The organism is Hymenobacter algoricola (assembly GCF_039539525.1).
GTDB lineage: Bacteria > Bacteroidota > Bacteroidia > Cytophagales > Hymenobacteraceae > Hymenobacter > Hymenobacter algoricola.
Map to the genome: position 1 here is coordinate 39,035 of NZ_BAABDH010000040.1, position 17,095 is coordinate 56,129.

The 17,095-nt window shown below is 63.0% G+C and carries 15 protein-coding genes; 9 read left to right on the forward strand and 6 right to left on the reverse strand.

What is annotated here, in order from left to right:
• Positions 1-161 precede the first annotated feature (161 nt).
• The 3 genes from ABD842_RS12200 (at position 162) to ABD842_RS12210 (ending at position 4,746) form a co-directional block, all read left to right on the forward strand.
• Positions 162-2,900 (forward strand): alpha-L-rhamnosidase-related protein, encoded by a 2,739-nt coding sequence (locus ABD842_RS12200; protein ID WP_345114098.1) that lies wholly within the window; start codon positions 162-164, stop codon positions 2,898-2,900.
• 189 nt (positions 2,901-3,089) lie between these two features.
• Positions 3,090-4,175 (forward strand): class II fructose-bisphosphate aldolase, encoded by a 1,086-nt coding sequence (gene fbaA, locus ABD842_RS12205; protein ID WP_345114101.1) that lies wholly within the window; start codon positions 3,090-3,092, stop codon positions 4,173-4,175.
• Between the two features lie 208 nt (positions 4,176-4,383).
• Positions 4,384-4,746: a hypothetical protein gene (locus ABD842_RS12210; protein ID WP_345114104.1), complete on the forward strand. Its 363-nt coding sequence runs from the start codon at positions 4,384-4,386 to the stop codon at positions 4,744-4,746.
• Positions 4,747-4,824: 78 nt separating this feature from the next.
• Here ABD842_RS12210 and ABD842_RS12215 read toward each other — a convergent pair whose 3' ends face one another.
• From ABD842_RS12215 to ABD842_RS12240, 6 genes are all read right to left on the reverse strand, one after another.
• On the reverse strand, positions 4,825-5,184 hold the full coding sequence (locus tag ABD842_RS12215; RefSeq protein ID WP_345114107.1) for a hypothetical protein: 360 nt from the start codon (positions 5,182-5,184) through the stop codon (positions 4,825-4,827).
• 33 nt (positions 5,185-5,217) lie between these two features.
• A complete protein-coding gene (uvsE, locus tag ABD842_RS12220; RefSeq protein WP_345114110.1) occupies positions 5,218-6,132 on the reverse strand; it encodes a UV DNA damage repair endonuclease UvsE in 915 nt (304 codons plus the stop codon).
• A 119-nt stretch (positions 6,133-6,251) separates the two neighbouring features.
• A complete protein-coding gene (locus ABD842_RS12225) occupies positions 6,252-6,920 on the reverse strand; it encodes a carboxypeptidase-like regulatory domain-containing protein (protein ID WP_345114113.1) in 669 nt (222 codons plus the stop codon).
• A gap of 113 nt (positions 6,921-7,033) precedes the next feature.
• Positions 7,034-7,702, reverse strand: coding sequence for a hypothetical protein (locus ABD842_RS12230; RefSeq protein WP_345114116.1), 669 nt, complete (start codon positions 7,700-7,702; stop codon positions 7,034-7,036).
• 168 nt (positions 7,703-7,870) lie between these two features.
• Positions 7,871-8,521, reverse strand: coding sequence for a hypothetical protein (locus ABD842_RS12235; protein ID WP_345114119.1), 651 nt, complete (start codon positions 8,519-8,521; stop codon positions 7,871-7,873).
• Positions 8,522-8,712: 191 nt separating this feature from the next.
• Positions 8,713-9,975 carry a metallophosphoesterase gene (locus tag ABD842_RS12240; RefSeq protein ID WP_345114122.1) on the reverse strand — a complete coding sequence of 421 codons (1,263 nt, stop codon included), beginning with the start codon at positions 9,973-9,975 and terminating at the stop codon, positions 8,713-8,715.
• Between the two features lie 115 nt (positions 9,976-10,090).
• On the opposite strand from ABD842_RS12240, the gene radC reads away from it, so the two are divergent.
• The 6 genes from radC (at position 10,091) to rny (ending at position 17,085) form a co-directional block, all read left to right on the forward strand.
• Positions 10,091-10,834 carry a RadC family protein gene (gene radC, locus ABD842_RS12245; protein ID WP_345114124.1) on the forward strand — a complete coding sequence of 248 codons (744 nt, stop codon included), beginning with the start codon at positions 10,091-10,093 and terminating at the stop codon, positions 10,832-10,834.
• A gap of 99 nt (positions 10,835-10,933) precedes the next feature.
• Positions 10,934-11,575 carry a DUF1684 domain-containing protein gene (locus tag ABD842_RS12250; RefSeq protein ID WP_345114127.1) on the forward strand — a complete coding sequence of 214 codons (642 nt, stop codon included), beginning with the start codon at positions 10,934-10,936 and terminating at the stop codon, positions 11,573-11,575.
• Positions 11,576-11,854: 279 nt separating this feature from the next.
• The gene (pheT, locus tag ABD842_RS12255) at positions 11,855-14,290 is read left to right on the forward strand and encodes a phenylalanine--tRNA ligase subunit beta (RefSeq protein WP_345114129.1); all 2,436 of its coding nucleotides are present in this window, start codon (positions 11,855-11,857) and stop codon (positions 14,288-14,290) included.
• A gap of 355 nt (positions 14,291-14,645) precedes the next feature.
• Entirely contained in the window at positions 14,646-14,942 is a 297-nt protein-coding gene (locus tag ABD842_RS12260; protein ID WP_073109464.1) for a hypothetical protein, read from the forward strand.
• 31 nt (positions 14,943-14,973) lie between these two features.
• Positions 14,974-15,264 carry a cell division protein ZapA gene (locus tag ABD842_RS12265; protein ID WP_345114136.1) on the forward strand — a complete coding sequence of 97 codons (291 nt, stop codon included), beginning with the start codon at positions 14,974-14,976 and terminating at the stop codon, positions 15,262-15,264.
• 123 nt (positions 15,265-15,387) lie between these two features.
• The gene (gene rny, locus ABD842_RS12270; RefSeq protein WP_345114139.1) at positions 15,388-17,085 is read left to right on the forward strand and encodes a ribonuclease Y; all 1,698 of its coding nucleotides are present in this window, start codon (positions 15,388-15,390) and stop codon (positions 17,083-17,085) included.
• Positions 17,086-17,095: the final 10 nt, after the last annotated feature.

The following is a 17,095-nucleotide window of genomic DNA, read 5'->3' on the forward strand; positions in this document are numbered from 1 at the left end:
GGAGCAGGGGCCGCTACCGGCGCTAAGGGGCGTTTTGCGCAAACGTTTGTCCGGCTGGGTACCATTATGGCCGACAAGGATTCCCGCCGGAAGCTGTATTTTCGGGCTCTTCAGCTTCCGCCGCCGGCTGTTGGCGGCCGGCGGCTTTCCCCTCTGCTTCCATGAAACTCAACCCCTGCTATCGGAGCCTGCTGCTGGCCGGCTCGCTGCTCAGTGCCTGCCAAACCCAGAAAATGCCCGCTACCACCGCTTCCTCCGCCCCGGTTTCCGCATTGTCGCCGCTGGTCTGGCAGTCGGCGGCCTACCGCGTGTACCGCGACAGTATCGTGCAGGGCACCTACGTGGCCCGGGCCCGGTCGCGCACGGCGCTGACATCGAACTACCAGAGCCCGGCCAACGAGTTTCAGAGTCCGCAGGTGAATTTCAAGTTCAGCCTCAACGGCAAGGACAACGAGATGCAGCCCGGCCAGGACCACGTCTTTGTGGCGGTGCCCAAAGGCGGGCAGCCGCTCGAAACGCCGGTTATCGTCTTCGGCCAGCAGTACGTGGACAAGACGCCGGTAGCCGTCAACACCTATCTGGCCCCGAACACGCCGCTCAAAATCCGACTGGATCTGCGCCCGGTGCTGGCCGCCTTCCAGAAACAGGGCTACTACCCGCTCTACAACGGTCAGAAGCTTTACCAGGCCGACTTCAAGCACGTGTTCGTGGCCGGCAACACCACGCCCCTGAGCTGGGATTTCGACAACCTGATCAACAAGCCCCAGCTGGAGCTGCTGGATCCGGACGGCAACGGCATCTACGAAGCCACCGTGGTGCTCAACGCCCACTCCGACGCAAAAACCACCGCCGCGGCGTGGAACGCCAGCCTCGACGTGTCGTCCCTGCCCCAGCTGACTTCCGACTATCCGCTGCTCGACGCGCTGTATAACCTGGCCCTGGAAGAAGCCCGGCGCGCCGTGGAACCCGACGGCACGTTCCGCACCGGCCAGGAGTGGGCCGGCGTCTGGACCCGCGACATCAGCTACAGCATCATTCTCTCGCAGGCAATCCTGCAGCCCGAAGCGGCCAAAACCAGCCTGCTGCGCAAAGTCACGCCCCAGGGTCGCATCGTGCAGGACACCGGCACCGGCGGCGCCTACCCGTGCTCCACCGACCGCATCATCTGGGCCACCGCGGCCTGGGAAATCTACAAGGCCACCGGCGACGAGGCCTGGCTGCGGCAGGTGTACCCGATTATCAAAGCCTCCATTGACGACGACGAGCTCAACGCCTACGACGCCGCCACGGGCCTCATGCGCGGGGAGTCGTCGTTTCTGGACTGGCGCGAGCAGACCTACCCCAAGTGGATGCAGCCGGTGGACATCTACCAGAGCGAAAACCTGGGCACCAATGCGGCGCACTACCAGGGCAACCACGTGCTGGCCCTGATGGCCGAGCAGCTGGGCGAGGCCGCCGTGGCCCGCCAGGCCCAGGCCCGCGCCAACCGGATCAGGGCCGGCATCAACGAGCACCTGTGGCTCGAGGACAAGGGCTACTACGGCCAGTACCGCTACGGTCGCCTGTTTCCGGTGCTTTCGCCCAAAAGTGAGGCCCTGGGCGAGGCGTTGGCCGTGCTGTTTGGGGTAGCCGACGAAGCCCGGGCCAAAACGGTGGTGGCCCGCACCCCGGTGATGGACTACGGCATTTCCTGCATCTATCCGCAGATTGCCGGCATTGCGCCCTACCACAACAACGCCGTCTGGCCCTTCGTGCAGAGCTTCTGGGGCCTGGCCGCCGCCAAGGCCGGCAATGAGGCGTCGTTTATGGAAAGCCTGATGGCCGTGGCCCGCCCGGCGGCCATGTTCCTCACCGACAAGGAAAACTTCGTGGCCTCCAACGGCGACTTCGCCGGCACCCAGGTCAACAGCAGCAACATGCTCTGGAGCCTCTCGGGCACGCTGGGGCTGGTCTACAAGGGCCTGTTCGGCCTGGATTTCCAGGCCGACCGCCTCACGTTCCGTCCTTTCGTACCCCGGGCGCTGCAGGGCCGCCGTCAGCTCACCAACTTCCGCTACCGCGGCGCCGTGCTCAGCATCGAAATGAGCGGCTACGGCACCATCCGCAGCCTGACCCTGGACGGCCAGGCCCTGCCCACGGCTACCGTGCCCGCCACGCTCACCGGAGCCCACACTATCCGCATCGAGCTGACCAACGAAGCGCCGGCCGCCGCTGCGCAGAACAAGGTAGCTCACCACGTGGCGCCCATGACGCCGGCCGTGCGCTACGCGGCGGGCCGCCTGAGCTGGCCCGCCGTGGAAGGCGCCAAAGCCTACCAGGTGCTGCGCAACGGCCAGTTTGCGGCCCGCACCACCGAAACCAGCTACGCCGTGCCCGCGCCCACCGCCTACAGCGAATACCAGGTGCTGGCCGTGGATACGCAGGGGTGCGAAGGCTTCGCCAGTGAGCCGCTGCCCGTCGGGGCCGACAAGTTCCGCCGCACCTACGAGCTGGAAACGGCCGCCGCCAAATCGGGGAAGCCGTACCAGGGCTACACCGGCCAGGGGTTCGTGGAAATCAGCAAAACCGGGAACCGCAGCGTCAGCATCAAAATCCAGGTGCCCGCCGCCGGCCTCTACGCCCTGGACTTCCGCTACGCCAACGGCAACGGCCCCATCAACACCAGCAACAAGTGCGCAATCCGCACGCTGCGCCGCGGGCCCGAGGTGCTGGGCACCGTGGTGCTGCCCCAGCGCGGGGTAGACGAGTGGTCGGACTGGGGCTTCACCAACCCGGTGCTGGCCCGGCTCGAAAAAGGTCCGCAGACCCTGCAGCTGACCTTCGAGGCCGCCAACGAAAACATGAACGGCGAGGTAAACCAGGCCATGCTCGATCACCTGCGCGTAACCAGGATGGAGTAGGGCCCGGCTTTCCAGGCCGGCAGAAACGAGCCGCGCTTCCTGCGGCGGCCGCGCCCCGACGCATGGCGTTCTGCCCGCCACCCGTATCTTTAGGCCCGCCTAGCCAATGCTACCGCCGGCGCCCCGGCGCTGGCAGCAGGTCTGATACCTACCACTTTCGCTTCCTGATTTCCACCTTCATTCCCTCATATGTCAGCACCAACTCTTACCGGACTGCGGGCCGGCGTCCTGCACAGCGACGAAGTACAATCCCTGTTTCAGGTTGCCAAGGCCAACGCCTTTGCCCTGCCCGCCGTCAACGTGACGGGCAGCAACACGGTAAATGCCGTGCTGGAAACGGCCAGCGCCGTGAATTCGCCGGTCATTATCCAGTTCTCCAACGGCGGCGCGCAGTTCTTCGCCGGTAAGTCGGTGTCCAACGCGGACCAGCGCGCCAGCATTGCCGGCGCTATTTCCGGGGCCCACCACGTGCACCTGATGGCCGAGCTCTACAACGTGCCCGTGATTCTGCACACCGACCACGCCGCCAAGAAGCTGCTGCCCTGGATTGATGGCCTGCTGACCGCCGGCGAAAAGCATTTTGCCCAGTACGGCCAGCCGCTGTACAGCTCCCACATGCTCGATTTGTCGGAAGAGCCGATTGAGGAGAACATCGAAGTCTGCAAGCGCTACCTGGAGCGCATGGCCAAAATCGGCATGACGCTGGAAATTGAGCTGGGCGTCACCGGCGGCGAAGAAGACGGCGTCGACAACACCGACGTGGACTCGAGCAAGCTCTACACCCAGCCCGAGGAAGTGGCCTACGCCTACGAGCAGCTCAGCGCGGTCAGCAACCGCTTCACCATTGCCGCCGCCTTCGGCAACGTGCACGGTGTGTACAAGCCCGGCAACGTGAAGCTGCAGCCCAAGATTCTGCACAACTCCCAGGAGTTCTTGCGCCAGAAGCACAACATCACCGAGGCGCTGCCCATCGACTTCGTCTTCCACGGCGGCTCGGGCTCCAGCCAGGAGGAAATCCGCGAGGCCATCAGCTACGGCGCCATCAAGATGAACCTCGACACCGACCTGCAGTGGGCGCTGTGGCAGGGCGTCAAAGACTATTACGTGCAGAACGAAGGCTTCCTGCAGGGCCAGATCGGCAACCCCACCGGGGTGGATTCGCCCAACAAGAAGCACTACGACCCGCGCGTGTGGCTGCGCAAGGGCGAAGAAACCTTCGTAACCCGCCTCAAGCAGGCTTTCGAAGACCTGAACGCCATCAACCGCCGCCCCTAGGCTCCCAACCCGCTACAGCAGCCCGTCCGGCTGAGCGCAGTCGCAGCTAGACGTGCTTTTTAAGCCCTGAAAATCCCGTTTCCGACCCCGGAAACGGGATTTTTGCTTTATAGTCACTTGGCATTATTTGTCTGCCGATCAATGCTTTGCGTATAGCTGCGAAGCGAACCGGCCCTGCCCGGCCGGCATCCAACCTAGCTTCTTTCCCATGAAAACGACTATCCTTTCCCTGGCTGTCCTGCTCAGCGTCGCCGGCGCGGCCCAGGCCCAGACGACCCCAACCTCGCCCCAGCGGGCCGGCGTGGGCAACCAGACAACGCTGCCGTCCACCAACCCCACGATGCCCACCAACCCCGGTACCATCAGCCAGCAGAGCACGGATCAGCAGCCCAGCCTGCAGCGCAATACCAACCTCGACGTGAACGTGCCCCAGGGCCAGCCCCTGGACCGCACCACCGTCGACCAGGTGCCCGCCCGCCCCGGAACCACGACCACCGAACGCCCGGTGCGCCAGCGCAGCACCCGGCGCGGTACCATGCCCGCCCAGACCGTGCCACCGCCCCAGCGCTAGGCTCATCAGTACATCGAAAGCCCAAAAAGCCCGCTGCAAATTGCAGGCGGGCTTTTTGAGGGAAATTGAAGAAGAAGGCTACTTGCTTTTCGAGCTCTGCAGGTCGCTGGCAAGCCGCAGGAGCAGGTCGCCGAGGGAGCGAAGGGGCGCCTGCTGCTCGGCCGGGGCCTGAAACGCGTACTGGTTGGTTTGGGTGCCCAGCAGGCTGAGCGAGCTGCCGATGGCCGGGCCGTTGAGCTTGCCAGCAGTCAGCAGCGACTGCAGCGTGCCGATTTCGCGGGCAATGTCCTGCAGGCCGGGAATACCGCTTTGCAGGAATTCCTGCTGCCAGGCTTCGGTGTTATCCATCGCCGTGCTCAGGGGCAGGCCCGTCAGGCCGTTTTGCAGGGCCCGGACGGTTTCAGTGAGGCGGTCAACGCCGGAGGTATCAGTGGCCATAAGTAGAAAGAAAAGGGGTTGGGGTGAGTTAGGTTAACGGGCGGCGGTAGCTTCGGCCGCTACCAGCTGGAGTTCGTGCAGTACGCTGATGGCGCGGCAGGCGCTGGCTTCCTTGTCCTTTATTTCGAGCATGATGTCTACGTCGAGGCCGTGCAGGTGGCCCAGGAACCCGCGAAACAGCTCTTCCTCCAGCGTGGCGGCGTGCTTGCCTTTCCGCTCGCCAGGCTGCTGGGAGCTGTAGTCCATCATCATCACGCCGTCGCGTGCGGGGTGCCAGGTGGCGGCGGCCAGGCGCAGGGCTTCAGCCATCGGCTCGCCGTGGTGCAGGCACTCGTGGTGGAAGTTGTCGAACAGGATGGGAATGCCCACGGCCTCGTGCACCCGCAGGCAGTCCTGCAGGCTGAAAAGACGGTCGTCGTTTTCGATGACCAGCCGCCGGCGCACCGCTTCGGGCAGCGTGCGGTAGGTGGCAATAAAGCGGGCCAGGGCCGCGTCCCGGTCGCCGTACAGCCCCCCGATGTGAATCTGCAGCTTGGCGGTGGAGTCCAGCCCCATCAGGTCCAGCATGGCGCCCTGGTACTCCAGCTCGGCGATGCTGCGCTGCACGATGTCGGCGTTGGGCGAGTTCAGCACCACAAACTGGTCGGGGTGGAAGGACACGCGCATATTTTCGGCCCGGATATAGTCGCCGAGGGCCTGAAACCCGGCCGCGAAGCGCGTGCGCCAGGCAAAGGTATTGATGGGGTGGGAGCCGAAGGGCACGATGCTGGAGCCGATGCGGAAAAAGCGCAGCCCGTGGGCCACGTTGTACTCCAGAATGCGCTGCAGGCAGGCCAGGTTGCCGGCTACCGTCGTCTCCACCCGCTCGGCCGAGTAGGAGGCCAGCCGGAAGGTGGCGCCGGAGGAGCAGTCGAGCGACTCATTGACGCAGGGGTAGCCGATTTTCATACCCCGGCTTACGGAAAGCACGCCGGGCAGATTGAGTAACCAGGTAATTAGGTGAGCAAGCCGTTCTGCAGGTGGTAGTTAGAAAAGCTGCGCCTTGACCCGGTCTGCTCACCTTCCCATCACTCGTAGCCGCGGTTATCCTTGAAGTTGCGGTTGTACTTCCGGCGGGCCTTCTCGGCTTCCAGCGCCCGTTGCTCGGCCTGAATGGCTTCCATCTTGCGCCGCTCCTGGCCGGCCCGGGAAAACTGGTCGTAAATCAGGCTGATGGGGCTTGCCAGGGTTGGGACGGGTGCTTTCGGGGCAATGGTGTCAATCGGGAACAGCGGCTTCGGGGGCGCCGCGCGCCGCACCACGTTGGTGGAGGGCGCCGGGCGGCGCACATTGCGCAGGGCCCGGTTTATTTCCACCCGGTCGGGGCGGCCCGACTGAATCCGCACTTCCCCCAGCTGAATACTGTCGCGCACCATGTAGATCTGCACAATGATCTGGGAGAGGCCGGTGCGACCGAGCGGCAGGCGCTGGGGCTTGAAGCCCACGGCCCGGAACATCAGCGTATCGGTGTTGGCCACGTCGATGGCAAAGTCGCCCTCGTTGTTGGCTACCGTGCCCCGGCTGGTGCCCTGAATCAGGACGGCGGCGCCCGGAATGGGCTGGCGGCCCGCCAGCGTCGAAACAGTGCCCGTCACGCGGACCTGGGCCGAAGCTGCCGTCGACAGCAGCACCAGGGCCAGCAGCACCAGAAGAAAGGAAGAACAGCTACGCCGCACGAAAGGAACCAGACCAAGCATTGAGGATACGAACACGCCACCGCCCGCAAGGTAGCTAACTACGGAGCCAAAAAAAGCCCGCACCGTTGCAGGTGCAGGCTCTTTAAACTGGGAAGGCCCGGAAATGGTGCAGCCTAGAAGGACTTTACCGTCCGCTCGCCGTCGGCGTCAATTTTGACCTTGCTGCCATCGGCCCGCTTGATCTTGATGTCGCCGTCCTTGCTGACTTTGCGCTTCGAGCCGTCCACATATTTCACTTTGCGGTCATCATCGTCGTTTTCCAGCTTCTTGATGGCCTTGCGCGGCGCGGCGCGGCGAACCGTCGTGCCGCTGTTGGCGGTGGTGGGGGCCGTTACGACCACGGGCTCCGGGTCGCCGCTCACGTACCGCTCATCCGCGTAGTTGACGCGGTTGGATTCGTACATGCGGTACTGGTCGGGGCTGTTCAGGGCCGTGCGCAGGCTGTTGTCGGCTTCCACGTTGGCGGCGCGGGCGGCGGCGTAGCGGCCGGCCGTGTCGGTGGCGTACTGCCGGTCGAGGTCGGCGAGGCGGCGGGCGCGGGTGTAGTACACGGTCCGCACCTTGGTCACGACCACCGAGTCGGTCAGGTCCAGGTCGCTGGCCATACGGTCGGTAATCCGGTTGGCGCGGTCCTGGTATTCGTCGTTGCTCACCACCACGGCCGTGTCGCCGGTGGTAGGAGTGGTGGCGGCCGTGGTGTCGGCGGTTTTGTCGGCGTTGCAGGAAGCCAAGGAAAGAACTCCGGCAACGGCGCTCAGCAGCATCAAATGCGTGTTTTTCATCAGATCAGAGAAAAAAGGGAAATGGGTGCGGCCGGATATAGCATTCCGGCAATGCCCGCTATACGGTGGAGGTTGGCTGCCGGTTACCCGGCCCCTTGGGGGTGCAAAAAAGCCTGCCTCCGGGCGGAGGCAGGCTTTTTATCGGGTCGGCGGCGACTATCAGGCAGACTACTCGGTCTTGGTCTTATTTCCTTCGGCGTCTTTTACTTTCACTTTGCCGTTGTCTTTTATCTTGATTTTGCTGCCGTCATCGGCTTTGGCTTTCATCTTGGTCACGTCGGTGCCGCTGGCCATGGCCGAGTTGTCCGAATTGCTCATCTGGTCGGAAGAGCCCATGCTCGACGACGAGCTCATACCGCTCGAATCCGACGACATGGCGCTGGCGTCCATGTAGTTGTCCTCGTAGTAGTCGGCGCGGCTCGACTCGTAGGCCGAGTACTGCGTCGGGTCCGTGAACACCGACTTCATTTCGTTGTCGGTGTCCATGTACACGGTGCGCATTTCGGCGGCCATGCCGGTCGTGTCGGTGGTATACTTTCTTTGCAGGTCGCCAAAGCGCTTCTCGCGGTTGTAGTACACGGTCCGCACTTTGGTGCGCATCGCGTCGTCGAGCTTCATGTTGGTGGCCATATCGGCCGAAATCCGGTCGGCGCGGCTGTTGTAAGCCTCGTCGGTATACATGGCCGGCGAGGTCGTGGTCGTCGTGGTTGTCGTGGTCATACCGCCGTCCATCGTGGTGGTGTCGGTGGTTTTTTCCTGCGAGCAGGAAGCCATGGTCAGCGTGGCGGCGCAGGAGAGAAACAGGAGGGAGGTTTTCATGGGTTGGTGCAGGGGTAAGAGAGGAATTATCCAAAAATCAATGATGCCGCATATACGGGGCAGTTTTAGCTGCGGTTACCTATTGATCTTGGCTAAGCACAAAAAAGCCTTCCATTGTACAATGAAAGGCTTTTTTAAGCGTGATAAAGTCATGCCTCCCACGCCCTACCGGCTGGTCCTGACCGGGTTAATTACGCCCGGCGCAGCTCAAACACGGTGATTTCCGGCAGGAACCCCACCCGGCCCGGGTAGCCGATAAAGCCCAGCCCGGTGTTGACGTACAGATGCTGCTGGCCCTGCGAATACAGGCCCGCCCACTGCTTGTACACGTACTGCACGGGGCTCCACTTGAAGCCCGGCAGGTTCACGCCAAACTGCATGCCGTGGGTGTGGCCCGACAGGGTAAGGTCGATATCCGGGTATTCGAGCACCTGGGCCTCCCAGTGCGAGGGGTCGTGGGAAAGCAGGATTTTGAAGGCCGCGTCGCCGCTGCCGGCGTGGGCCTGGGCCAGGTTGCCGTACTTGGGAAAGCGCATCTGGGCGCCCCAGTTCTGCACGCCCAGTACTGCTATCTTCTCGCCGTTGCGCTCAATGGTGTGGCTTTCGTCGAGCAGCAGCTGCCAGCCGATTTTGGCGTGGTTCTGCTTGAGGCGGTCCAGGTTGGCCGCCTTGGCCGATGCGCCGCCCTGCTCGCTCCAGTCCACGTAGTCGGCGTAGTCGTGGTTGCCGAGGATAGAGTAGATCGGGTGCCGGGACTCAATCTTGGCCAGCGTGGCAATGTGGGGCTCCACCTCGGTGGCAATGTTGTTGACCAGGTCGCCGGTCATGAACACGAGGTCGGCGTTTTGTTTGTTGATCAGGGCCACGGCCCGCTCCAGCGGCTCGGGGTTGGCGTTGAAGCTGCCCGTGTGCAGATCCGAAATCTGCAGCAGCTTGAAGCCCTCGAACGAAGCGGGCAGGTTCGGGAACCGGAGCACCACGCGCTTCACCTGGTAGTCGGTAGCGCCCTTGGCCATGCCCCAGAGCAGGGAAGTGAAAGGCAGCGCCGCTGCCAGCAGCCCCAGCCGGCTGATAAACTGGCTGCGCGAGATGCCCGAGCTGCCGTCGGCCCCGGCCACTGCGGGCTGGTTGCTGAATTTAGCAAAGACATAGCGCACGAGGCGGCTGGCATCGTCGACGAGCAGAAACAGCACCACCACCAGCTTCGAGACGAACAGCACCAGAATGGCGCTGGTGAGGTAAGTGCGCAGGGCGGTAGGCGGCGTGCCGCGCGACACGGCCATCCAGGCAATGCCGAGCAGGGAAACCAGGGTGATAAACCAGTAGCCGCCCGTAATCAGGCGCTGGGTGGCGGCGCTGGCGCCCTGACTGACGGTGCGCACGGCCTGAAATACGTACCAGTCGACGCCTAGCAAAAGCACGACGAACAGCGCGCTGGTGATGATTCTTTGCATAATACAGGGAAAAACTACCCCGGCGGAGGCAAGTTTTAACCGCCGGTGGCTACTTTACCAGACGGATACCGCCCGGCTTTACTTTATACGCTACGCCCTACAACACCAATACCAGATGGAAACGTTTGACAATCTGTCCGAAGAATCCACTAAGCCCGCGCCCTACCAAACGCCGGCCAGCTTCAGCATCAAAAGCTGGGCCGAGGAAGACCGGCCCCGCGAAAAGCTGATGCAAAAGGGCCGCACCGCCCTATCCGACGCCGAGCTGCTGGCCATTCTGCTGGGCTCGGGCACTGCCCGGCTCTCGGCCGTGGACGTGGCCAAGCTGATTCTGGCCGCCGTCGGCAATGACTTAAACGAGCTGGCCCGTCTGTCGCTCAAGGACCTGATGCGCCATAAAGGCATTGGCGAGGCCAAGGCCATCGCCATTGTGGCGGCGCTGGAGCTGGGCCGCCGCCGCAAGGAAACCGCCGCGGCCGCCCGCGTCACCATCACCTGCTCCCGGGATATTTACGAGCTGGTGCGGCCCCACCTGCAGGATCTGCCCCACGAGGAGTTCTGGGTGATTCTGCTCAATCGCGCCAACGTGGTGATGCGCAAAGCCAGCATCAGCAGCGGGGGCGTGGCCGGGACCGTGGCCGACCCCAAGCTGATTTTCAAGGAAGCCCTGGAGCAGCTGGCCAGCAGCGTGATTCTGGTGCACAACCACCCCAGCGGCAACCGCAGCCCTTCGGCCGCCGACATTGCCCTCACCCGCAAGCTCAAGGATGGCGGCCAGTTTCTGGATCTGCCCATTCTCGACCACCTGATTTACACCGACCTGGGCTACTACAGCTTCGCCGACGAGGGAATCCTGTGAGTTGCCGGTTATCGGTTGCGTGTTGCCGGTTGAAGTCGGCCAGAAGAACGAACTGGCAACTGGTAACACGCAACTGGTAACTGAAGTACCTTTGTGCTTATGCGCATCAACCCCAAGCTGCTCCTGGCCGTTGGCCTGCTGGCTATTTTCGGCTACTTCCTGCAAGACCTCGTGCTGGGCAACGACCAGTTCGCCGCCGGCATCAACAAAATCCGGAAGGAGAAAAACGACTCCTTCCGCCGGGCCAAAAACTCGCCCCTCACCGCCGAGCAGCGCGACCAGTTCGACAGCCTGCGCTACTTCCTGCCCGAAAAGGATTACGCCGTGGATGCCCGGCTGGAGCGCTCCACCAAGGGCGAAACGGTGGAGATTCCGCTTACCGACGGCAAAACCGAGTCGTACCTGCGCTGGGGCCGGGTTACGTTTGAGCTGGGCAACGCCCCGCAGCAGCTCACCGTGCTGCTCAAGCTCGACGACAAGGACGGCAAGCTCTTCATTCCCTTCACCGACAAAACCAACGGCTTTGCCACCTACGGCGGGGGGCGCTACCTCGACGTGACTCCGCCCCAGGAAGGCCAGGGAGAAATAACGCTCGACTTCAACCAGGCTTACAGCCCCTACTGCGCCTACGGCGCCGGCTTTGCCTGCCCCGTGCCGCCCACGGAAAACCGGCTGGCCGTCGAAGTCAGAGCCGGAGAAAAGAGCTTCCCCGAAATCGACCACACCGGCCACAACCATTAGATTAGGGTGACATCAGCCGAAAAAGGCCGTCATGCAGAGGCGCAGCCGAAGCATCTCGCGGGCGGACGTTGAATTTAGCAATACAACGAAGCCCGCGAGATTCCTCGCAGGTCCGGAACAACGGCCTGATGAGCTGGGTACCACGCCGCCGTTTTTGCCGCCCGCCCGAATCCCTACCTTTGCCCTGATTCTGTTGCCCGTTGCGAGTTACCCGTTGCCAGTTCGCGCAGCTGATGTAACCGTCAACCGGCAACCCGCAACTGGAAACTGATACAACTGATGAAAATATCCTTCGACTGGCTCCGCACGCTTATTCCCACCGACCAACCCGCCGTGGAAATCGGCAAGCTGCTCACCGGCTCGGGGCTGGAGGTGGAAGGCATTGAGGAGCTCGAAAGCATCCCCGGCGGCCTGCGCGGCCTGGTGCTGGGCACGGTGCTGACCTGCGAAAAGCACCCCGACGCCGACAAGCTCAGCCTGACCACCGTGGATGTGGGCGACGATACCCCCCGCCAGATTGTGTGCGGCGCGGCCAACGTGCGCGCCGGCCTCAAAGTGGTGGTAGCCCTGGAAGGCGCCCAGCTCTACCCGGCCCAGGGAGAGCCGTTCAAAATCAAGAAGTCTAAGATCCGGGGTGCGGCCTCCGAGGGCATGATCTGCGCCGAGGACGAAATCGGCCTGGGTACCTCCCACGCGGGCATCATGGAGCTGGATACCGACTTGCCCAACGGCACGCCCGCCGCCGACTACTTCGGCCTGGGCTCCGACTCAGTGTTTGAAATCGGGCTGACGCCTAACCGCGCCGATGCCGCCTCGCATTACGGCGTGGCCCGGGAGCTGCGCGCCCTGCTGCGCCAGCCCTGCCAGCTGCCCGACGTCAGCCAGTTCCACGCCCCGGCTACGGCAGAGCGGAATATTGCCGTCGAGATTCAGGACCGCGAAGCCAGCCCGCGCTACGCCGGCCTGCTGCTCGAAAACGTGCTGGTGGGCCCGTCGCCGGAGTGGCTGCAGCGCCGTCTGCGCAGCATTGGCCTGTCACCCATCAACAACGTGGTGGACGTAACCAACTTCGTGCTCCACGAACTGGGCCAGCCCCTGCACGCCTTCGACGCCGACCAGATTACCGGGAGCAAAATCATTGTGAAGCGGGCCGCGGAAGGCGAGAAGTTCGTCACCCTCGACGGTACGGAGCGCACCCTGAAAGCTGCCGACCTCGTTATTGCCGACGCCCACGGCGCGCCCATGGCGCTGGCCGGCGTATTCGGCGGCCAAACGTCCGGCGTATCGGCGGCTACCAGCCGCGTGTTTCTGGAAAGCGCCTACTTCCAGCCCGCCGCCGTGCGCAAGACGTCCCAGACCCACCAGCTCAAAACCGACGCCTCCTTCCGCTTCGAGCGGGGCACCGACCCCAATATGGTTCTGGTAGCCCTGAAGCGCGCCGCCCTGCTGCTCCAGGAAGTAGCCGGCGCTACCATTGCCGCGCCCATCGTCGACCAGTACCCGGCCCCTATCGGCCACACCGCCGTGCGGCTGCGCCTGCCCCGCGTCGAGCGGCTGGTGGGGCAGTTTATTGCCCCGGAGCGCATCCGCCAGATCCTCACCGACCTCGACATCCTCATTGCGGAGGAAACCCAGGATGCCGCCGGCCACGCCGAGTGGATCCTGAGCGTGCCTCCGCACAAGGTGGACGTGACCCGGGAGGCCGACGTGATTGAGGAAATTCTGCGCATCTACGGCTACAACCACGTGGCTTTGCGGCCCCACAACGCGGCTTCGTACCTGGCCAAGTTCCCGAACCCCGACCCCGAGGTGCTGCGCCAGAACACGGCCCGCCTGCTCAGCGGTCAGGGCTTCTCCGAAATCATCACCAACTCGCTGACCAACTCGCTCTACTTCGAAAAAGCCGGTGAGAAAAACGAAGCGCTGGTGCCGGTGCTCAACTACAACAGCGCCGATTTGAACGTGATGCGCCCCACCATGCTGCACTCGGGTCTGGAGGTGATTCGCTACAACGTGAACCGCCGCCAGCGCGACCTGAAGCTCTACGAGTTCGGCAAAACCTACCACCGCGAGGCCGACGGCAAGTACTCGGAGAAGAACAAGCTCGTCATTTACCTGACCGGCAGCACGGCCCCCGAAACCTGGCAGCAGAAGTCCGACAAGGCTACCTACCACCAGCTGGCCGGCGCGGTGCAGCAGGTGCTGGCTTCGCTCGGCTTCGCCCAGCCCGCCTCGCAGCCGGTGGAGCATCCGTATCTGGCCGGTGGCCTGACGCTGCTGGCCCAGAATCAGCCCGTAGCCCAGCTCGGCGCCGTGGCGTCGGCCGTGCTCAAGCGGCTCGACGTGAGCCAGCCGGTGTGGTACGCCGAGCTGGACTGGGACTGGCTGACGAAGAAGTACAAGAACACGCTCACGGCCCGGGAGCTGTCCAAGTTCCCGGAAGTGCGCCGCGACCTGTCGTTGGTGGTGGACCGCACCGTAACCTTCGACCAGCTCCGCCAGATTGCCCAGCGCACCGAGAAAAAGCTGCTGCAGAGCCTGAACGTGTTCGACGTGTATGAGGGCGAAAACCTGGGCGCGGGCAAGAAGTCCTACTCCGTCAGCTTCAGCCTGCAGGACCCGACCCAGACCCTGACCGAGCAGGCCATCGACGCGGTGATGCAGCGCCTGATCCAGCAGTTCGAGAAGCAGGCCGGCGCGGTAATCCGGCGGTAGCGGCTGATGCCGGGAAAGTAGAACGTCATGCTGAGGCGCAGCCGAGGTATCTCGCGTGCAATAGTAACTGTCATACTGGGCGAAGTCGAAGCATCTCTACCGCTTCGTTGCAATGGCCATTGATTACCATTGCACGCGAGATGCTTCGACTTTGCTCAGCATGACGTTCTTTTTGCGGCAACGACGCCACGCGAGATTCCTCGGTCACTGGCTTGATGCGCCACATGCTCGGAATGACGTTCAATAGAATGGGGCCAACAGTTCGACGGCCACGAGGTTAAAGCCCAACTTTAAGGGCGAAGTACTAGAGCCCGTAACTTCGTCTTACATTAGCCTCCAAAATATTTCCTTTCCAATGGCTTCTTCCCAGCAACTTGCCCAACTAGACCGTCTCGAGCGACAAGTGACGTCGTTAGTGGCTGCCTATCAGGGCCTGCGCGAGGACCTGGCCGATGCCAACACCACCATCCAGCAGCTGCGGGCCGACGTGCGCGACCGGGAGCGGCAGCTCAAGGATTTCCAGAATCAGGAGAATATCGCTAAACTTGTCAATACCATAGCAGGGGAACCTGCCAACGCAAACGAGCTGAAACTTCGCCTCAACGAATATATCCGCGAAATAGATAAGTGCCTTGCCTATTTGAGGGAATAACCACCATCAAACCTTACGACGCCTGCTCTCCATGAGCGACCTTTCCATTAAAATCCGCATTGCCGACCGAGACTACCCGATGCGGGTAGCCCCGCAGGAGGAGGAACGCCTGCGCCTGGCGGGCCGCCTGCTGGGTGAGCGGATCAAGGAATTTCGCGAGCAGTACGGCATTCAGGACAAGCAGGATCTGCTGGCCATGATTGCCTTGTCCACCATGGCTGACGGCCTGAAGGTCAGCAAGGAAAAGGACGGCACCGATGCGGCCCTCACCGAACGCCTCGCGCGCCTCGATGAGCTGCTTTCGGGAGTAGTGCTCGGCTAAAAGGCCGGGCGCTGGCATACGTTTCAGACTCGAATCGGGTGGGGCAATCGGCTCCGCCATTCGTTCGTCGTCGGCAGTATTTTCCGTGCTATGGTTTCTTCCCACCTCCCAAAACCATAGCTCATGCCCGACATTTTGTATATCATCCTGGCCGCCGTGCTTGCCCTTGGGGTCGGCATTGTGGTCGGGCGCCAGCTGGCCGGCAAGGTCAAGCTCGACCACGAATCCGACGCCCAGGCCCGCGCCCAACTCCTCATCCAGGAGGCCGAAACCCAGGCCACCCGCACCCGCGACGAGCGGATCCAGCAGTCGAAAGACAAGTTTCGTCAGCTCAAAAACGAATTTGAGCAGGACAGCAAACGCCAGAAGCAGGAGCTCGACGCCGAGCTGACCCAGCGCCGCCAGGGCGTGGTAGAGCAGGAGCAGAGCATCAAGCAGCTCACCCTCACCACCCAGCGCCAGCTCGAAGGCATCCAGAAAAAAGAGCAGGACCTCGACGTGCTGCGCGAAAAGCTCCAGAACGACTCCACCCAGCAGCGGGAGCGGCTCGACGCCCAGGAAGAAAAGCGCCGCACCGTAGTAGAGGCCCAGCTGGCCAAGCTCCAGCAGCGCGAGCAGGAAGTGGAAGATGAGCTGGAAAGCACCCGCGAGTCGCTCAGCACCCAACTCACCGAGGTGCAGCACCAGCTCGAAACCATTTCGGGCCTGACCGCCGCCGAAGCCCGCGAGCAGCTGGTGGAGTCGCTCAAGAACGAAGCCCAGATTCAGGCTTCCAGCTACATTAAGGACGTAGTAGCTCAGGCCAAGCTCTCGGCCACCAAGGACGCCAAGAAAGTGGTGCTCGAAACTATTCAGCGCACCGCCGCCGAGCACGCCATCGAAAACTGCGTGTCCATCTTCAACATCGAATCGGACGACGTAAAAGGCAAAATCATCGGCCGCGAAGGCCGCAACATCCGCGCCCTGGAAGCGGCTACCGGCGTCGAAATCATCGTCGACGACACGCCTGAGGCCATCATCATCTCAGGCTTCGACCCGGTACGCCGCGAAGTAGCCCGTCTGAGCCTGCACCTGCTGGTGAAGGACGGCCGTATTCACCCGGCCCGCATCGAGGAAATCGTGGCCAAGACCCGCAAGAACATCGACGAGGAAATCGTCGAAATCGGCGAGCGGACCATCATCGACCTGGGTATTCACGGCCTGCACCCCGAGCTGATCAAGATGGTGGGGCGCATGCGCTTCCGTTCCAGCTACGGGCAGAACCTGCTCCAGCACAGCCGCGAAGTGGCCAACCTCTGCGCCACGATGGCCGCCGAAATGGGCCTCGACGTGAAGAAAGCCAAGCGCGCCGGCCTGCTCCACGACATCGGCAAGGTGAGCACCGAGGAGCCCGAGCTGCCCCACGCCATTCTGGGCATGGAGATGGCCAAGAAGTATAAGGAGCACCCCGACGTGGTCAACGCCATCGGCGCCCACCACGACGAAATCGAGATGACGGCCATGATTTCGCCGCTCGTGCAGGCCTGCGACGCCATTTCGGGCTCCCGCCCCGGCGCCCGCCGCGAGATGATGGAAAGCTACATCAAGCGCCTCAAGCAGCTCGAAGAAACCGCCGTGGGCTTCGACGGCGTGCTGCAGTGCTACGCCATCCAGGCCGGCCGCGAGCTGCGCGTGATGGTGAATGCCGACAACGTAACCGACGAGCGGGCCCAGGAGCTGAGCTACGAAATCTCGCAGAAAATCGAGAAGGAGATGCAGTACCCCGGCCAGATCAAAATTACCGTAATCCGCGAAATGCGGGCCGTGGCCTACGCGAAGTAGGAGGCTGGTT